Annotated in this window: 18 protein-coding genes; 6 read left to right on the top strand and 12 right to left on the bottom strand. The window is 67.2% G+C overall.

Annotated features, from left to right (window positions below; all coding sequences use genetic code 11):
• Positions 1-105: 105 nt before the first annotated feature.
• Both AC07M7_RS19500 and polA read right to left on the bottom strand, forming a co-directional pair.
• Entirely contained in the window at positions 106-585 is a 480-nt protein-coding gene (locus AC07M7_RS19500) for a DUF421 domain-containing protein (RefSeq protein ID WP_495208089.1), read from the bottom strand.
• A 328-nt stretch (positions 586-913) separates the two neighbouring features.
• A complete protein-coding gene (gene polA / locus AC07M7_RS19505) occupies positions 914-3,688 on the bottom strand; it encodes a DNA polymerase I (RefSeq protein WP_495208090.1) in 2,775 nt (924 codons plus the stop codon).
• Between the two features lie 98 nt (positions 3,689-3,786).
• Here polA and AC07M7_RS19510 point away from each other — a divergent pair, with 98 nt between their 5' ends.
• On the top strand, positions 3,787-4,071 hold the full coding sequence (locus AC07M7_RS19510) for a DUF2782 domain-containing protein (protein ID WP_046983456.1): 285 nt from the start codon (positions 3,787-3,789) through the stop codon (positions 4,069-4,071).
• Between the two features lie 136 nt (positions 4,072-4,207).
• On the opposite strand, the gene AC07M7_RS19515 is transcribed toward AC07M7_RS19510, so the two are convergent.
• The gene (locus AC07M7_RS19515; protein ID WP_005411629.1) at positions 4,208-4,654 is read right to left on the bottom strand and encodes a universal stress protein; all 447 of its coding nucleotides are present in this window, start codon (positions 4,652-4,654) and stop codon (positions 4,208-4,210) included.
• A gap of 185 nt (positions 4,655-4,839) precedes the next feature.
• Between AC07M7_RS19515 and AC07M7_RS19520 the strand changes: the two genes are divergently transcribed.
• The gene (locus AC07M7_RS19520; protein ID WP_253078564.1) at positions 4,840-4,986 is read left to right on the top strand and encodes a hypothetical protein; all 147 of its coding nucleotides are present in this window, start codon (positions 4,840-4,842) and stop codon (positions 4,984-4,986) included.
• Between the two features lie 127 nt (positions 4,987-5,113).
• Here AC07M7_RS19520 and AC07M7_RS19525 read toward each other — a convergent pair whose 3' ends face one another.
• From AC07M7_RS19525 to AC07M7_RS19565, 9 genes are all read right to left on the bottom strand, one after another.
• Complete coding sequence (locus AC07M7_RS19525) at positions 5,114-5,668, bottom strand: hypothetical protein (RefSeq protein ID WP_046983455.1); 555 nt, start codon at positions 5,666-5,668, stop codon at positions 5,114-5,116.
• A 107-nt stretch (positions 5,669-5,775) separates the two neighbouring features.
• Entirely contained in the window at positions 5,776-6,102 is a 327-nt protein-coding gene (locus tag AC07M7_RS19530) for a low molecular weight protein tyrosine phosphatase family protein (protein WP_046983454.1), read from the bottom strand.
• A gap of 136 nt (positions 6,103-6,238) precedes the next feature.
• Positions 6,239-8,431 carry a DNA helicase II gene (uvrD, locus tag AC07M7_RS19535; RefSeq protein ID WP_006402493.1) on the bottom strand — a complete coding sequence of 731 codons (2,193 nt, stop codon included), beginning with the start codon at positions 8,429-8,431 and terminating at the stop codon, positions 6,239-6,241.
• Between the two features lie 9 nt (positions 8,432-8,440).
• Positions 8,441-9,862 carry an FAD/NAD(P)-binding protein gene (locus tag AC07M7_RS19540; protein WP_495208091.1) on the bottom strand — a complete coding sequence of 474 codons (1,422 nt, stop codon included), beginning with the start codon at positions 9,860-9,862 and terminating at the stop codon, positions 8,441-8,443.
• 45 nt (positions 9,863-9,907) lie between these two features.
• Positions 9,908-11,326: a cardiolipin synthase gene (gene cls, locus AC07M7_RS19545; protein WP_430766699.1), complete on the bottom strand. Its 1,419-nt coding sequence runs from the start codon at positions 11,324-11,326 to the stop codon at positions 9,908-9,910.
• Between the two features lie 190 nt (positions 11,327-11,516).
• Complete coding sequence (rpmG, locus tag AC07M7_RS19550; protein WP_170272460.1) at positions 11,517-11,684, bottom strand: 50S ribosomal protein L33; 168 nt, start codon at positions 11,682-11,684, stop codon at positions 11,517-11,519.
• 10 nt (positions 11,685-11,694) lie between these two features.
• On the bottom strand, positions 11,695-11,931 hold the full coding sequence (gene rpmB / locus AC07M7_RS19555; protein WP_005411638.1) for a 50S ribosomal protein L28: 237 nt from the start codon (positions 11,929-11,931) through the stop codon (positions 11,695-11,697).
• A gap of 259 nt (positions 11,932-12,190) precedes the next feature.
• The gene (gene dnaQ, locus AC07M7_RS19560; protein ID WP_495208092.1) at positions 12,191-12,700 is read right to left on the bottom strand and encodes a DNA polymerase III subunit epsilon; all 510 of its coding nucleotides are present in this window, start codon (positions 12,698-12,700) and stop codon (positions 12,191-12,193) included.
• 165 nt (positions 12,701-12,865) lie between these two features.
• Complete coding sequence (locus AC07M7_RS19565; RefSeq protein WP_495208093.1) at positions 12,866-13,759, bottom strand: LysR family transcriptional regulator; 894 nt, start codon at positions 13,757-13,759, stop codon at positions 12,866-12,868.
• A 108-nt stretch (positions 13,760-13,867) separates the two neighbouring features.
• On the opposite strand from AC07M7_RS19565, the gene AC07M7_RS19570 reads away from it, so the two are divergent.
• The 4 genes from AC07M7_RS19570 to AC07M7_RS19585 all read left to right on the top strand — a co-directional run bounded on the left by AC07M7_RS19570 (position 13,868) and on the right by AC07M7_RS19585 (position 17,418).
• A complete protein-coding gene (locus tag AC07M7_RS19570; protein ID WP_495208094.1) occupies positions 13,868-14,266 on the top strand; it encodes a RidA family protein in 399 nt (132 codons plus the stop codon).
• Between the two features lie 304 nt (positions 14,267-14,570).
• A complete protein-coding gene (locus AC07M7_RS19575; RefSeq protein ID WP_495208095.1) occupies positions 14,571-14,906 on the top strand; it encodes a hypothetical protein in 336 nt (111 codons plus the stop codon).
• A gap of 56 nt (positions 14,907-14,962) precedes the next feature.
• Positions 14,963-16,216: a TolC family protein gene (locus AC07M7_RS19580; RefSeq protein WP_337302391.1), complete on the top strand. Its 1,254-nt coding sequence runs from the start codon at positions 14,963-14,965 to the stop codon at positions 16,214-16,216.
• A complete protein-coding gene (locus AC07M7_RS19585; RefSeq protein ID WP_495208096.1) occupies positions 16,213-17,418 on the top strand; it encodes an efflux RND transporter periplasmic adaptor subunit in 1,206 nt (401 codons plus the stop codon). The genes AC07M7_RS19580 and AC07M7_RS19585 overlap by 4 nt, the downstream gene beginning before the upstream one ends.
• The last annotated feature ends 10 nt before the right edge of the window (positions 17,419-17,428 follow it).

Below are 17,428 nucleotides of genomic sequence, written 5' to 3' on the forward strand. Positions count from 1 at the left end.
TGGCTTTGGTCGCGGTGATGCGCAAGATGCTGGTGATCCTCAACGCCCGCAAAAGGGATGCGGAGGCCCAGATGGCCTCCGCCTGACAAGACAGTTGCTACAGGGTCAGGTGCTCTTCCTGGGGATGATGGTGATGTGCCCGTTGATCTCCAGCAGGGCCAGCTCCACATCCTCCACGCCCAGGCAGCCCTGCTGGCGCATGGCGGCCTCGAAATCGGCACGGGTGACCTGCTCACGGCGCAGAACGGCTTCGAACAGATGCCCATCGCGTGCGATCACCACCGGTTCTCCTTCAACCAGGCGCTCGATCCGCCGGCTGCGGGTACTCACCCAGCCTACGCCGCAGTTGAGCAGGATCAGGGTCGCCGCCAGCAGCAGGCCGCCGCCCAGCGAGGTATCGGTACCCAGCAGCGCGTTCTGCACCGCGTTGCCCAGCAGCACCACCAGCAGTACGTCGAACGGGGTGATCTGCCCCAGCGGGCGCTTGCCGCTGAGCCGGACCATGCCCAGCACCACGACATAGACCACCACCGCGCGCAGGATGAACTCCCACCACGGCATGGCCAGTGCGAACAGGTCGGGCATTGTCTTCCCCTGCGGAGCGGTGGCCCAGCGTGGCGCAGGCCACGGCATCTGGCAACGGCACAAATAAAAAGCCCCGCTGACCAGGGGGAGGTCAACGGGGCCGGGGAACGGGCACTTGGGGAGGAGTCCCCGTTCCGAGATCTGCTCCAGGGGATGGGAGAGATCCACAACAGGCGTTGCGCCTGTCGAGAGTTATAGAAGCACTCCGAACACTAACGGTTCGTGAAGGGGCCCAATTTAATGAACCTCCATCAGGGCAACATTCATGATCGAGTCAGAAACCTCTGACCAATGAACGAATTCACGTCGTTTTCGGCCTGAAACACCCTCAGTGCGCTTCGTCCCAGTTGTTGCCGATGCCGGTATCGACCACCAGCGGCACCCGCAGTTTGGCCGCTTGCGACATGCGCTCGACCACCTGCAAACGCAACTCTTCAACGAAACTGCTTTCGGTTTCGAACACCAGTTCATCGTGCACCTGCAGGATCATCCTTGCCGGCGCGCCGCTGTCACGCAGCCACTGGTCCACGTCCACCATCGCGCGCTTGATGATGTCGGCGGCGGTGCCCTGCATCGGTGCGTTGATCGCGGCACGCTCGGCACCGGCGCGCAGGCCCTGGTTACGTGCATGAATGTCGTTCAGGTACAGGCGGCGGCCAAACAGGGTCTCCACATAGCCCTGGTCCCGGGCCTGCTGCCGCATCCGCTCCATGAAGTCTCGCACGCCCGGGTAGCGGCTGAAGTACAGCGCCACGTAATCCTGCGCCTGGCCACGGTCGATGCCCAGGTTGCGGGCCAGGCCGAAGGCGCTCATGCCGTACATCAGGCCGAAGTTGATCGCCTTGGCAGCGCGGCGCTCGTTCGGGGTCACTTCCTCCAGCGTACGCCCGAACACCTCGGCAGCGGTGGCACGGTGCACGTCGGCGCCCTGCTCGAAGGCACGCACCAGGCCCGGGTCCTCGGACAGGTGAGCCATGATCCGCAACTCGATCTGCGAGTAGTCGGCCGCCAGCAGCTGGAAGCCCTCCGGAGCGATGAATGCGCGTCGGATACGGCGGCCATCCTCGGTGCGGATCGGGATGTTCTGCAGGTTCGGGTCCGATGAGGACAGGCGGCCGGTAGCGGCACCGGACTGGTGGTAGCTGGTATGCACGCGGCCGGTATCCGGGTTGACCATCTCCGGCAGCTTGTCGGTGTAGGTGCTGCGCAGCTTGGCCAGCCCGCGATACTCCAGGATCACCCGCGGCAGCTCGTGCTGGTCGGCAATCGCCTCCAGTGCCTCTTCGTTGGTGCTGGGCTGGCCCTTCGGGGTCTTCACCACCGCCGGAAGCTTCAGCTCATCGAACAGCACCGCCTGCAACTGCTTGGGCGAATCCAGGTTGAAGCTGCGCCCGGCCAGTTCGGTGGCCTTCTGCTGCGCGGCCAGCATGCGCGAGGACAGGTCCTGGCTCTGCCGGCGCAGCTCGACGGTATCGATCCGCACGCCATTGGCTTCGATGCTCGTCAGCACCGGCACCAGCGGCATCTCGATGTCGCGGTACACGCTGTCCAGCGCCGGCTCGGCCAGCAACTGCGGTTGCAGCGCGCGGTGCAGGCGCAGGGTGATGTCGGCGTCCTCGGCCGCATAGCGGCTGGCTTCGTCGATGCCCACCTGCGAGAATGGAATCTGCTTGGCGCCCTTGCCGGCCACGTCCTCGAACTTGATGGTGTTGTAGCCCAGATAACGCAGGGCCAGCGAATCCATGTCGTGGCGGGTGGCGGTGGAATTGAGCACGAAGCTCTCGAGCATGGTGTCGTCGTGGTAGCCCTGCACGTCCACGCCGTGGCGGCGCAGCACATGCAGGTCGTACTTGCCGTGCTGGCCCAGCTTCTTCCTCGCCGGGTCCTGCAGCACCGGGCGCAGCGCATCCAGCACCTGCTGCATCGGCAGCTGGGCCGGCGCACCCGGGTAATCGTGGCCGACCGGAATGTAGGCGGCCTTGCCCGGCTCGACCGCCAGGCTGATACCCACCAGGCGCGCACGCATCGCGTCCAGCGCATCGGTTTCGGTATCGAAACTGATCAGGTCCGCCTGCTGCAGGCGCTCGACCCAGGCCTGCAGCTGCTCGGCGGTCAGCACGGTCTCGTATTCACCCGGCGCTGCCAGGGCCGGATCCAGCGTGCCGGCGGCCGGTGCCTCGGCGCTGCCACGGGCGAACCCGGCGGCGGTGCCACGCAGGCTCGGCGTTGCTTCGCTGGCGGCCGTCGGCGCCGGCAGCGGCGCACCCAGCTCCTTCAGCGCCTGGGTGAAGCCATAGCGCGCATACAGCTCGGTCAGCTCCGGCACGTCCTGCTCGCGCAGGGCAAGCGTGGTCGGGCGGGCGTCCAGCTCGACGTCGGTGCGGATGGTCACCAGTTCGCGGTTCAGCGGCAGGCGCTCCAGCGCCGCGCGCAGGTTCTCGCCGATCTTGCCCTTCATGGTCGGCGCGGCCGCCATCACCCCATCCAGGTGCTGGTACTCGGCCAGCCACTTGGCGGCGGTCTTCGGCCCGCACTTCTCCACGCCCGGCACGTTGTCGACGGTGTCGCCCATCAACGCCAGCAGATCGACGATCTGGTCGGCGCGCACGCCGAACTTCTCCATCACCGCGGCATCGGAATCCATGCGGCTGCCGGTCATGGTGTTGACCAGTTCGATGCCTGGCCGCACCAGCTGGGCGAAGTCCTTGTCGCCGGTGGAAATGGTCACCTTCAGGTCCTGCGCCACGCCCTGCAGGGCCAGCGTGCCGATCACATCGTCGGCTTCCACGCCGGGGATGCGCAGGATGCTGATGCCCAGCGCTTCAACGATGCGGCACATCGGTTCAACCTGGCTGCGCAGCTCGTCGGGCATCGGCGGGCGGTTGGCCTTGTACTGCTCGTACAGGTCATCGCGGAAGGTCTTGCCGGGCGCATCGACCACGAACGCCACGTAGGCCGGGCGCTCCTTCAGCGTCGAGCGCAGCATGTTGACCACGCCGAACAGCGCGCCGGTGGGTTCGCCCTGTGCATTGGACAGGGGCGGCAGCGCGTGGAACGCGCGGTACAGGTAACTGGACCCGTCGATCAGGACTAATCTGCTCATGGGTCGATTCTACGCGCCCGTGCCTGCACTGCGACGACACGGCACAGCCCCGGCGATGGGGCATAATCAAGGCTCTTTCCAGGCAAAGGCCCCCGCCGATGAAGACCCTGATGCTGGCTTCCGTGCTCCTGCTTGCTGGCTGCGCCAGCATGGGTGGTGCCGGCGCTCCCCCGGTGGACGTCAAGGGCGCGGACATTTCCAAGCGCACCATGGACAACGGCGACACCATCGAGGAATACCGCGTGTCCGGCCAGCTGCGCATGGTCAAGGTGACCCCGTCGCGCGGCGCACCGTTCTACATGTACGACAAGAACGGCGATGGCCGTTTCGACAACGACAAGGACGGCGTGTCGCCGGTGTACTGGAAGCTGTACAGCTGGTGATGTGGCCGGGGGGGTCAGAGCCCTTTCCTGCGGAAAGGGATCCGACCCCAACAAGGCAATCGCCACGGCCCACAAAAGATGACGCCGGCGCGCATCCTGCGGCCGGCGTCGGGTCCCCTCCCCGGGAACGCTTGTATCAGCGGATGACCAGCACCGGCAGCGTGCTGCGTGCCAGCACTTCGGCGGTCTGGCTGCCCAGCAGCACACGGGTCACGCCACGGCGGCCATGCGAGGTCATCACGATCAGGTCGCTGTTGCGCTCACCCGCCGTCTCGATGATGCCGTCAGCCGCGTAGCGGTCCAATACGTGCACCGGGTTGGCGGTGATGCCCTGCTCGGCCGCCTTGGCCAGCGCCGGCTGCAGCACCTTCTGTGCGCCTTCCTCGCGGTCGGCCTTGTACTCGGGGCTGTTCATGTAGCCCACGCTCCAGCCCATGGCGTCGTACATACCGACGGCCCACGGCTCGGAAACGGTCACGATATCGACCTCGGCATTGAGGTCCTTGGCCAGCTCCAGGCCCTTGGCCAGGCCCTTGTCGGCCAGCTCGGATCCGTCGGTGGCAATCAGGATGCGCTTGTACATGGTGGGGCTCCGTAACGATCTGCCAGATGGGAACAACACCATTGCACACCGGATGTGCAGGCCGCGCCTTGAGCAGGATCAATCCGGCGCCGCGCAGCGGCCTGTGCGCACCGCCGGCTTGCGTACCCGGACACTGCAGCGCAAGCTTGGTGTGCGGCGCACCGCCGCGCCCAAGGACGTCCGACATGCAGGACAACAAGCCGCCCGTCTGGAGTTCACAGAAATCCATCCTGGTCGCCGTGATCGTCGCCTTGGCGGTGCTTTTCGGCGGCTACCAGGTCGGCAAGGATATGGCCTTGCGTGACAATGCCCGCCAAGCAGCGGGCAAATAACACGCCCCTCTTCTGTAGAGCCGAGCATGGGCTATGCCGGTCGTCCTGACCGTTACCCCACGGGCCGTCGCAGGAGACGTTGGCAGCGGCTCCTGCCGCTACCTTCGGCTCTACATCAAGCCTGCCCTCAGGCGATCTGCACCACGCGCGCGTTCTGGCACAACGGATAACTGCCGACGAATTCAGCGATCGCATCACGCATCGCCTCGAACGATTCGCCGTACATGTACAGCGCGGTCTCCGTCGGGCCCTGCCACCAGCTGCAGATCTCGCCGAGGCCATCGATGCGCTCGGACAGCTGCTCAAACACGTGGTTGGAATCGCACTGCTCGTAGACCTCGTCCGGCAGGGTCAGGCCATCCAGGTAAATGCCCAGGCCCTCGGTCACGCCGAAGCTGCGATCAGCCTCACCCGCACCCTGCAGCTGCGAGCCCTTCGGCGCGCCCAGCTGCTCCAGCAGGTCGATCAGCTTCGGCACGCCCGCAGCGTCCACCAGCGCCACTTCGATGTCGCCGTATTCGACCTCGCCCTCGTCGGACATCGCGGTGCCACCGCCAGTGATCCCGCCGACCTCGGCCGCCTGCAGCAGCGCGTCAAGCGGATCTTCGAACAGCTCATGGCGATGCTCGGGCTGCAGCTTGGCGTTCAACTTCACGGTGACGTGCAGCGTGGGTTCGGTCATCGGGGCGTTCCTGGAAGAAGTGCCGCCTATTGTAGAGCCGAGCCCATGCCCGGCTGCTCTTTCCCACCAGAAGCAGCCGAGCATTGGCTCGGCTCCACAACAGCCCGTCAACGCAGGAACGGCGCCACCTTGCGCTTGAGCAACTCCACCAGCACCGGGTCCATGTAGTCGTAGTCATCCGGGATATCCAGGCAGATCACCCGCTTGCCCTTCAGCCCTGCCTTATAGCGGCTGGACAGCCGATTGCGGTGGGTCTTCTCCATCACGAACACCAGGTCGGCCCACTGCAGCAGCTCGGGGCTGAGCACTTCCTCGGCGTCGGCCAGCAGCCCGGCCGAGGCTGTTTCGATGCCCGGCCAATCGGCAAACACCTGCTCGGCCGTCGGGCTGCGCAGGCGGTTCTGACTGCAGAGGAAGAGCACGTTGCGGGTCATGAGCGCAGCGTATCGGGGTCGGATCCCTTTTCCAACGGAGGCCGCGATTGCTGTAGAGCCGAGCCCATGCTCGGCTGGGTTTTCCCGCAATGGCGTCAGAGCCCTCCCCGCGGGAGGGATCCGACCCCGGCAGTGATCAGATCACCGTCAGGTTGGCGTAGGCCATCACCAGCCACTTGCTGCCGGCGTCGGCGAACTCGACCTGCACGCGGGCGTGGGCGCCGTTGCCTTCATAGTCGGTCACCATGCCTTCGCCGAACTTGGGATGGGTGACCAACGCGCCGAGCTTCAGCGGCGGCGCCTCGATCGAGGCATGGCCCATTACCCGGCTCGCGCCCATCGAGGCCGGCCGCGAGACCTGCACCTTCGGGCGCACTTCGTGCAGCAGCTCGCGCGGGATCTCGCGCAGGAAGCGCGACGGCAGGCTGTAGTTGTCCTGGCCGTGGATGCGGCGCGACTCGGCGTAGCTCAGCACCAGCTTCTGGCGCGCGCGGGTGATGCCCACGTAGGCCAGGCGGCGCTCTTCTTCCAGCCGCCCGCTTTCCTCCAGCGAACGTGCGCTGGGGAACAGGCCTTCTTCCAGGCCGGCCAGGAACACCAGCGGGAATTCCAGGCCCTTGGCCGAGTGCAGGGTCATCAGCTGCACGCCTTCCTCGCCGGCCTGCGCCTGGCCCTCACCGGCCTCCAGCGCGGCATAGGCCAGGAACGCGACCAGCTCGTCCATGTCCTCGCCCACTTCCTCGATGTCGTCGGCACGGCGCACGAAGCGCGAGGCCACCGACACCAGTTCGTCGAGGTTGTCGGTGCGCGATTCCGAATCCAGCGCGTTGCGGCTTTCCTTGCTCCAGTGCTCGCGCAGCTGCGAGCGGGCCAGCACGTGGTCCACGCGCTCGGCCAAGGTCATGTGCAGGGTCTGCGCCTGCAGCTCGTTGACCAGCACCAGGAAGCCGGCCAGCGCGTTGCGCGCGCGTGCGGCCAGCGCGCTGCCCTGGGTGACCAGCATGGTCGCTTCCCACAGCGAGATACCCTGCGCGCGCGCCTCGCGGCGCACTTCGTCCAGCGTACGGTCGCCGATGCCACGGGTGGGCGTGTTGACCGCGCGTTCGAAGGCGGCGTCATCGTTGCGGTTGGACAGCAGGCGCAGGTAGGCCAGCGCGTCCTTGATTTCGGCACGCTCGAAGAAGCGCATGCCGCCATACACGCGGTACGGCACCTGCTCGCTCAGCAGTGCTTCTTCCAGCGCGCGCGACTGCGCGTTGCTGCGGTAGAGCACGGCCACTTCGGTGTAGCTGCCACCATCGCGCACCCACTGGCGGGCACGCTCGACGATGTAGCGCGCTTCGTCCATCTCGTTGTACGCCGCGTACAGGTCGATCGGCTCGCCGTCGCCGCTGTCGGTCCACAGTTCCTTGCCGATGCGGTCCGGGTTGTGCGCGATCACCGCGTTGGCGGCGCCTAGGATGTTGGCGGTGGAGCGGTAGTTCTGTTCCAGGCGGATGGTCTGCGCGCCTGGGAAATCGCGCAGGAAGCCCTGCACGTTCTCGACCTTGGCACCGCGCCAGCCGTAGATGGCCTGGTCATCGTCGCCGACCACGAACACGTGGCCGGAATCGCCGGCCAGCACGCGCACGAAGGCGTACTGGATGGCGTTGGTGTCCTGGAACTCGTCCACCAGGATCTCGCGGAAGCGCGCGCGGTAGTGCGACAGCAACGCCGGGTTGTCACGCAGCAGTTCGTGCGCGCGCAGCAGTAGTTCGGCGAAGTCGACCAGGCCGGCGCGGTCGCAACGCGCCTGGTACTCGATGTAGGCCTGACGCATGGTTTCCAGCCACGCATCGTGCGGTTCCGGCTGGATGTGCTGTGGGCGGCGGCCTTCGTCCTTCTGCGCGTTGATCCACCACGCGATCTGCTTGGCCGGGTACTTGCCGTCATCCAGTTCCAGCGCCTGCACCACGCGCTTGACCAGCCGCAGCTGGTCGTCCGAATCCATCACCTGGAAGCCTTCCGGCAGCTTCGCGTCCTGCCAGTGCAGGCGCAGCAGGCGGTTGGCCAGGCCGTGGAAGGTGCCGATCCACATGCCGCGGCTGCCGTTGGGCAACTGTGCGTCGATGCGGTGGCGCATTTCGCCGGCCGCCTTGTTGGTGAAGGTCACCGCGAAGATGCCGTGGGTCGGCACGCCATCGACTTCATGCAGCCAGGCGATGCGGTGGGTAAGTACGCGGGTCTTGCCGGAACCGGCACCGGCCAGCACCAGGTGGTGGCCGGGGGGAGCGGAGACGGCTTCGCGCTGGGCCGGGTTCAGGCCATCAAGCAGGTGGGAGACATCCATGCCCCCATTTTACGGCATCGCCGTCGCGGCTCCTGCGACCACCTGGGTTGCAAGTGCGTGTGCCTGCTGACGCAGTTCAGGCACCGCCAGGCTTTCCCACAGGCTGCCGATGCGCAGGCTGCCGAGCACGCCCAGCCGTGCCTGCGGCTGGCCACCGGCGGCACGCAGGCGGTCGCCCGGGACCGTGCTGTCCAGGCCCAGCCCATGCGGTCCGGGGCGTGCCAGTCCATCGGCCTGCAGCTGCTGCAGCAACGGATTGCGCAGTGCGCTGGCGCGGGTCTCCACGCCGGTGGCGTTGATCACCCCGCTGATCGTCCACTGTTGTTCATTGCCCGAGGCATCGCGGCCGGACAGCTGCAGCGCATCGCCGTCGCGCCAGACGCGTTGCAGGCGGGACCGGTGGATACGCAGCTGGCCGCTGTCCTGTAGCGCCTGCAGCTGCGCATCCACTTCTTCGGCGATGCGGTGGCGATGCACGTCCCAATAGCGCACCACATGGCGCAGGAAGCGACGCTGGTCGGCCTCATCGAGGCTGCACCACAGCGCCTGCCCGTGCGGACGGATGCGGTCCATCACGCCCTGCCACGGCAGACCGTCGGTCTGTGCCTGGCGTGCGAACCCGCGCAACGCGCGCATGCGCTGGCGCAGGTTCATCGGCAGCAGTAAAGCCGGATCAAACGTGGGCAGACCCCCGTGCGCATGCGGCAACGGCAGCAGGCCATGGCGCGAGATCACATGCAGCGGACCAGTGTGGCCGGCAGCGACCAGCGCCAGCACGGTGTCGGCCATGCTCAGGCCGGACCCGACAATGGCGACAGTCTGCTCGCCGGCCAGGGTGCGTACGCCGTCGTAGTCCCAGGCCTCGATCACGTCATCGGCGGGCAACGCCTCGGCACCGGCCACCGGCAGCGGGCGCATGCTGTTGCCGAGGGCCAGTACCGCCTGCGCGGCGTGCAGCGCAGCGCCATCACCCAGCTGCAGCCGGTAACCATGGTCATCCGGCTGCAGGCCCAGCACCGGCTGCGCGATCACCTGCAGCTGCGCGGGGCTGGCTGCGGCAGCTTCCTGCAGCCGCTGCTGCAGGTAGGCGGCAAAGAAGTGGCGGCACACATAGCGCTCGCCCAGCACCTCGCGCGCCTCGCCCGGGTAGGCGTTGGCAGCCATCAGGTAATCGAGGAAATCACCGGGCTGGTCGGCAAATGCACTCATCTTCGCCGCCGGCACGTTCAGCAGATGCTCCGGCCATGGCGTGGCATAGGCGATGCCCTGGGCCAGCTGCGAGGCCGGTTCGATAATGGCCAGCGCCAGCGGCGCGTGGGCCTGGCGCAATACCTGGATCGCCACCAGCACCCCGGCCGCACCACCACCGATGATTGCCAGGTCCAGTTCGCCATTACGCGGTGAATCAGTCATGTGCCGATTGTAGGCCATCGGCGATGACAGGCCGGATTGCCGAAATGGGCGGCCGGCATTGCCTTACATCAACGCATCGGCCAGCCGTGCGATACCTTCGCGGCTGCGCCGCCACGTGGGGCGACTGCGCCATTGCTGCAGATCCAGCTGCCGCGATTCACGCAGGTAGCTGTCCTCGATCTCGCACAGCTGCTGCACCAGCGCGCGGTCGTAGCAGATCAGGCCGATTTCGGCGTTCAGCGCGAACGAGCGGATATCCATGTTGATCGAGCCGAGCACGGCGATGTCCTCGTCCACGCTCATGTGCTTGGCGTGCAGGAACTGTGGTTCGTACAGGGCGATGCGCACGCCACAGCGCAGCAGTTCGTCGTAGTACGCCTCCTGCGCCCATGAGGTCAGCCGCTGGTTGTTGCTGGCCGAGAGGATCAGCTGCACCTGCACGCCGGACAATGCGGCGATGCGCAGTGCGCTCAGCGTGGCTTCGTCGGGCACGAAGTACGGCGTGACCATCACCAGCCGGCGCCGCGCCAGGTGGATCAGCGCGGCCACCGCATCACGCGCGTTGCTGTACGGGTATGCCGGGCCGCTGGGCAGCAGCTGGGTGGCGATGTCGTCGCTGCATTCGGGCACATCGGCGATCACGTCCAGGCGCTGGCCGGTTTCCATGTACCAGTCGCTGGCGAACACGGCTTCCAGATGCGCCACCGCCGGGCCGCGCACGCGCGCCACCAGCTCGCGGTTCGGGTGGCCGGGTACGAACCCGGGGCCGGCCAGGTTCTGCGAACCGACGTAGGCCACTTCGTTGTCGATCACCGCGATCTTGCGGTGGTTGCGCAGGTCCATGCGCCCGCTGCGCCGCCAGCGCAGGCCGCCGGGCAGCATCGCGCGCACCTCGATGTCACGCGCTTCCAGGCGCTTGCGATAGGCGCGCAGACCGCGCTTGGCACCCACCGCGTCGAGCAGCACGCGGCATTGCACGCCACGTGCTGCGGCACGCTGCAGTGCCTCGACCACCGCCTCGCCCACCGCGTCGTCAAACATCAGGTAGTACAGCAGGTGCACGCGGTCTTCAGCCTGGTCGATGTCTGCGATCAGCGTGTGCAGTGATTCGTCGTAGTCGGTCAGCAGGTCGACCGCGTTGCCGTGCACCGGCATGAAGTCGCCCTGGCGCTGCACCAGCGGTACGATCTCGGCACAGGCGGTATCCGGCCGCGGCGTCCAGCGCAGGCGATGCTGCAGCGCCTGTTCCTCGCGGATGACCTGCGAGGCCTCGGCCTGGCGGCGGATGCGCTCGCGCGACAGCCACGGGTGGCCGAACAGCAGGTACAGCGGCAGGCCCAGCAGCGGCACGAAGCCGACCAGCAGCAGCCAGCTGCGCGCCGCACCCGGCGTGGTGCGGGTGGGGATCCAGCACAGCGCGACCAGCCGGATGAGCCAGTCGATCAACAGCAGGTAGGAACCCAGCAGCCACTCGAACAGCATCGCGTCGCCCGTCGGGAGGTGATGGGTCATTCTGCCCAGCCTTCCGCCAACGTGCCAACCAAGGTTGGCACCTACCGTGTGTTGGAAGAGCGTGCCGACCAACGGTCGGCACCCACCACAGGAACACCGGGCATGAAAAAACCCGCCACGAGGGCGGGTTTCTTCGGAGGCGATCAGCAATCCTTGCGGATTACTTGATCTTGCCTTCCTTGTACGGGACGTGCTTGCGCACGACCGGATCGTACTTGGAAAATTCCATCTTCCCCGGGGTGTTCTTCTTGTTCTTGTCGGTCGTGTAGAAGTGACCGGTACCAGCGGTCGAAATCATACGGACCTTATCGCGCTTGCCTGCCATGATCGTCTACTCCTCAGACCTTTTCGCCGCGCGCACGCAGCTCAGCCAGAACGGAATCGATACCGTTCTTGTCGATGGTGCGCAGTGCATGCGCGGAAACACGAAGCTTCACCCAGCGGTTTTCGCTGGCAACCCAGAAGCGGCGCTCGTGCAGATTCGGCAGGAAACGACGACGGGTCTTGTTGTTGGCGTGCGAGACGTTGTTACCCGTCTGCACTCGCTTGCCGGAAACCTGGCATACGCGGGACATGGCGCACCTCGATAGTAAGTTGTGTCTCCCCGTAGCCCGGGGGACGGCGGCCTCGATGGTTGCCCACCACACGTCAAGAGAATCAAAGGGTTACGCTGGCGTTGGGCGGCCGGGGACGTGCTCCCGGGGGCGCCGCCCGGTAGAAAACCGGACACAGCGAGCCGCGCATTATGCACGGGTTCAAGCACTTGCGCAAGTTACCCACAGGCTGGGGCTGGACGCGACGGCCGCTCCCCCTGTAAAGCCGGGCCGGGCCGGCTCAGCGCAGGTGCGGAACCACCTGGGCAAGCAGGTGCGCGTCCTTCAACGCGCCATGCAGGCCCCGGTTGTTTGGGATGCGCAGGCGCACAAGCAGGTCGTCCAGCTTGTTGGGCATGCCGGGCCAACGACTACGCGCCAGCTTCAGGCTGCAGGTAATGCGGCAATGCTGGGCCAGACTGGCGGAGATGCCGGCCAGGCGCAGCTCGTTGTCCAGGAAGCCCACATCGAAGGTGGCGTTGTGCGCGACCATCTCGCTGCCGCGCAGGAAATCCAGCAGTTCGGCGGCCTTGCTGGAGAACAGCGGCTTGCCCACCAGCATTGCGTCGCTGATGCCGTGCACGCGCTGCGCGCCCCAGTCCACCTTGCGCTGCGGCTGCAGATAGGTGTGGAACTGACGACCGGTCAGCTGGCCATCGATCAGTTCGACGGCACCGATTTCGATGACCCGGTGCCCCAGGCGGTGGGAGATGCCGGTGGTTTCGGTATCCAGTGCGACGATGCGACTCATGAGTAGCGATGTTTCCTGTTGCGTGCCGTGATGATTTTCGCATGCCTGCAGCAGGAAGCCCCCTAAAGAGCCGAGCCCGCGCTCGGCTCACGCGCGAAGCGCGGGCCCTGAACGTTGCAGCCAGAAGCAGCCGAGCGTGGGCTCGGCTCTACAGATAAGCGGATTTCACCCCAATACCTCCACCACCCAATCGATGAACACCCGGATCCGCTGGCTCATGTGCCGGTTCGGCGGGAACATCACGTGCATCGGCATCGGCGGCAGCTGCCAGTCCTGCAACACCGGCATCAACTCGCCACGCGCCACGTGCGGATCGGCCATGTAGCTGGGCAGCGCGACCACGCCCAGCCCTGCCAATGCAGCCGCCAGATACGCATTGCCGTCGTCGAAACCGACCGTGTAGCGGCCCTGCACCTCGATGCGCTCATCGCCACGCTGGGCGTTGAACACCCGGGCGCGGCCACTGCGCGGGCTGAGGAAACCGACCATGTGGTGATCCGGGCCTTCCAGCGCGCGCGGATCGGTTGGCAGCCCGAAGCGCTGCACGTAGCCGGGGCTGGCATGAAAACCGATCGGCAGTGCAGCCAACGGCCGCGCCACCAGCGCCGGATCGGCCGGCGTGCCACCACGAATCACGCAATCGACGTTGTCGGCGATGACATCCACCTCGCGGTCACTCACGCCGATGTCCAGCTGGATCTCCGGGTAGCGTGCCTGGAAGTCCGGCAGCGCCGGCACCAGCCGCAGCCGCGCGTAGGGTCCAGGCACGTCCACGCGCAGGCGCCCACGCGGCCGCGTGGCGGCATCGCCCAGCCCGCCCTCCACCTCTTCCAGCTCGGCCAGCAGGCGAGCGATGCGCGGGTAGTAGGCCGCGCCATCGGCGGTGACGCTGACCCGGCGCGTGGTGCGGTTGAGCAGGCGCAGCCGCAGATGCGCCTCCAGCTGCTGCACCAGCTGGGTGACCGTGGTGCGGCTGACCTGCAGGGTATGCGCGGCACGGGTGAAGCTGCCGGTTTCCACTACCCGGGCAAACGCCCGCATCGCCTCGAAGCGGTCCATGGTGGGTCATGATTGTTTGGAATTGACAATCAATCTAGGCCGATCATCGCCGTTTATCCAGACAGCGCTGGCGCGGAGGATGGCATCCTCTCCCACGGGATCTTCTCCATGTCACAGCGTGATGTCGTTTTCCCCGCCGGCCGCCAGGCCCTGTACGAGCGCAACCGCTACTCGCCGGCGATCCGATCCAACGGCTTCCTGTTCGTCTCCGGCCAGGTGGGTAGCCGCGAGGACGGCTCGCCCGAGCCGGACTTCGAAGCGCAGGTGCGCCGCGCCTTCGACAACCTCAACGCGGTGTTGGCTGCCGCCGGCTGCACGTTCGATGACGTGGTCGACGTGACCGTGTTCCTGGTCGATCCGGAAACCAACTTCGAGAAGGCATGGGCGATCGTGCCCGAGTATTGGGGCGAGGCGCCGCACCCGACCCTGACCGGCATCGGCGTGAACTGGCTGTACGGTTTCCAGTTCGAGATCAAGGTGATCGCGAAGCTGCCTGCAGACCGGTAGTGCCGGCCGCTGGCCGCCAATGTGTCGGAGGCCGAAAAGGGTGTCGACCAAGGTCGACACCTACCAGGGCAGTCGGCGTGACCTGGCTGTATGGGTTCCAGTTCGAGATCAAGGTGATCGCGAAGCTGCCTGCAGACCGGTAGTGCCGGCCGCTGGCCGGCAGCAATGTGCCGGGGTCAGAGCCCGTTTCAGAGGAACGGGATCCGACCCCACGCCCGGCCCACCTGAACGGGAGGTTCCGACGAATTCCCGAGGTGGCCATTGATATTGTATCCGGCGAAAACCGCTTGCTAGCCTCCCCTCCATGCGCCGGATCACCCGCCAACTGCGTACGTACCTGATGATGCTGCTGATGGCGGCATTCGTGGTCGTGCCGGTGGCCGACGCACTGGTGTGTGCGGTGGAACCGCATGCCAGCAGCGCCCATGTCGAATCCCTCGCGGACGACGCAGGCGGTGACAGCGACAGCAAGCACACCGGTGCCTGCACGCATAACCACTGCCACCACTCCACGCTGAGCCTGCCAGCGAACGATTTCGCCGCCTTCGGTACGCCGCTGCCGGCGCGCTGGATGAATGCCAGCGACGTGGCGACCTATGCGGTCGCCCAGGATGAATTGACGCGTCCCCCCCGGGCGTGAGTTGAGCGCGTCCCGCAATCGCGGGCTCCCGTTTCACTCACAACCGGAATCCCCCTATGTCGATCCTGACACCTCGGTCGCCGCGCGCGGCCGGGCTGGTCGTCGCTGTGTTGCTGGGCCTCGCCCCGGCGGCATCGGTGATGGCGCAAGCCGCCCCTTCCTACGACACCCTGCTTGAACGCCTCGACCAGCTGCCCGGCACCCGTGTCGGCGCGGCGCTGGCCGAAGCCGCCGACGCCCGTGCCGACCAGGCCCGTGCGTTGCCCAATCCTTCCCTCTCCTACTCCGCCGAGAACGCGTGGGGCACCGGCTCCTATGGCGGCATGGGCAAGGCCGACACCGTGCTCACCCTGTCTCAGCCCCTGGAGGTATGGGGCCAGCGTGGCGCGCGCGTCCGTGCCGCCCGCGCCGAGGCACAGGCGGCCAACCTGCGTGGCGCCCAAAGCCGCAGCGATGTGGCCAGCCAGTTGGCGGTGGTCTATGCACAGGCGGAAAGTGCACTGCGCCGCTACAGCCTGGCCGAAGAAGCGCTGACGCTCACCCGCGACGACGCCAACGCGGTCAATGCGATGGTCAAGCAGGGCCGCGAACCGCAGTTGCGCGCGGTGCAGGCGCAGAGCGAAGTGGCCAACGCCAGCGCCGCGCTGGATGAGGCGCAGGCGTTCCGCGACGCCGCGCTGGCCCGCCTGGCAGGTGCCGCGCTGCTGGATGCACCGGTGCAGTCGATCAACGACAGCCTGCTCGACCGTGCTCCGCCGCTGCCGCGTGGCACCACCGATGCTGCGCTGGCGGTGCGCATCGCCGAGGCCGAAGCCGATGCAGCAGGCAAGCTTGTCGACGTTGAGCGCAAGCGCGCCCTGCCCGACCTCAGCGTCACTGCCGCACAGACACGCTTCCGCGAAGGCGGCGAGCGCGCCTACAACCTCGGCGTCAGCCTCAGCATCCCGCTGTTCGACCGCAACCGCGGTGGCATCCGCGCCGCCAATGCCGACCAGCGCGCGGCCGAAGCCCGTCTGGACCAGCAACGCCGCGACAGCGAGGCCGCGCGCCTCTCCGCCGTGGCCGGATTGAAGGCGGCCGGCAGCCGCACCCGTGCCTCCGACGAAAGCGTGGTCGCCGCCGAGGAGGCCTATCGGCTTGCCCGGGTCGGCTTCGACGCAGGACGCATCTCGCAGCTGGAACTGCGCAGCACCCGCAGCGCCCTCATCGCCGCCCGCGGCACCGCCGTAGACGCGCGCCTCTCGCGCGTCGGCGCCGAAATCGATCTTGCGCGCCTTGAAGGACGCGCCCCCTTTGTGGAGGCCCCATGACTCTCTCTCGTACTTTTCCGCTGATCGGCGGTGTCCTGCTGGCCGTGTTCCTGGCCGGCTGCGCCGGCAACGCGCAGACGCCGGAAACGGCCGATGCGACCACCGCCAAGGCCGGCACCGACGATGGCCACGGCCATGCTGCCGACAGCAAGGAAGCCAAGGCCGAAACCGCCAAGGCTCCCGCCGACGCCGATGAAGGCGTGGTGCAGCTGACCCCGGAACAGATCAAGGCGTCCGGTATCGAGGTGGTCGCCATCGGCCGTGGTGGTGGTGGCTCCACGCGCCTGTCCGGCCGGGTCGAACCATCGGTGGGCGCACGCGCCTCGGTTGCCTCCACGGTGACCGGCCGGGTCGAGCGCGTGCTGGTGGCACCGGGCACGGCAGTGAAGAAGAACCAGGCGCTGGCCATCGTGGTCAGTGGCGAGGCGGCAGTGTTCCGCGCCAATGCGCTGGCCGCATCGGCCGAAGCCGAGGCCGCACGCCTGGCCTACGGCCGCGACAAGGCGCTGGTCGACCAGGGTGTGGTTGCGCGCCAGGAGCTGGAAGCCTCACGCGCACGTTCGCTGGCGGCCCAGGCGCAGGCGGCTGCCGCGCAGGCCCAGGCCGCCGCCAACGGTGCGCCCGATGCCAGTGGCCGCGTGCGCATCACCAGTCCGGTGGCCGGCATCGTCGGCAACGTGCAGGTCACCCCGGGCGGCGTGGTCGCCGCCGGTAGTGCCGTGGCCGACGTCGCCGATCCGAGCATGAACGAACTGGTGTTCACCGCGCCGCCGGCGCTGGCCGCGCAGGTCACGCCCGGCATGAAGCTGGAAGTGAGCGTGCCGGGTGGCAGCTTCACCGCCACCGTCACCGGTTCGGCCGCCGATGTCCGCCAGCAGGGCGGCGTAGCAGTGATCCGTGCCACGCCGGTGGACGCCTCCTTGCCGCCGGCCGGTTCAGCGGTATCCGCCGTGGTGGTCACCGAAGGCCAGGACGGTTCGCTCAGCGTGCCGGCCGATGCGGTGCAGAACGTCGATGGCAGCAGTGCGGTGTTCATCGCCGTCGAAGGCGGCTTCAAGGCGCAGCCGGTCCTGGCCGGACGCCGTGCCGGTGACCGCATCGAGATCCTCGGTGGGCTGACCGGCAGCGAGCGCATCGTTGGCAGCAACGCCTTCCTGCTCAAGGCCGAACTGGCCAAGGGCGAAGCCGAGCACGGCCACTGAGGAGGCGACC

The sequence above is a fragment of the Stenotrophomonas sp. GW821-FHT09E08 genome, from assembly GCF_059416125.1.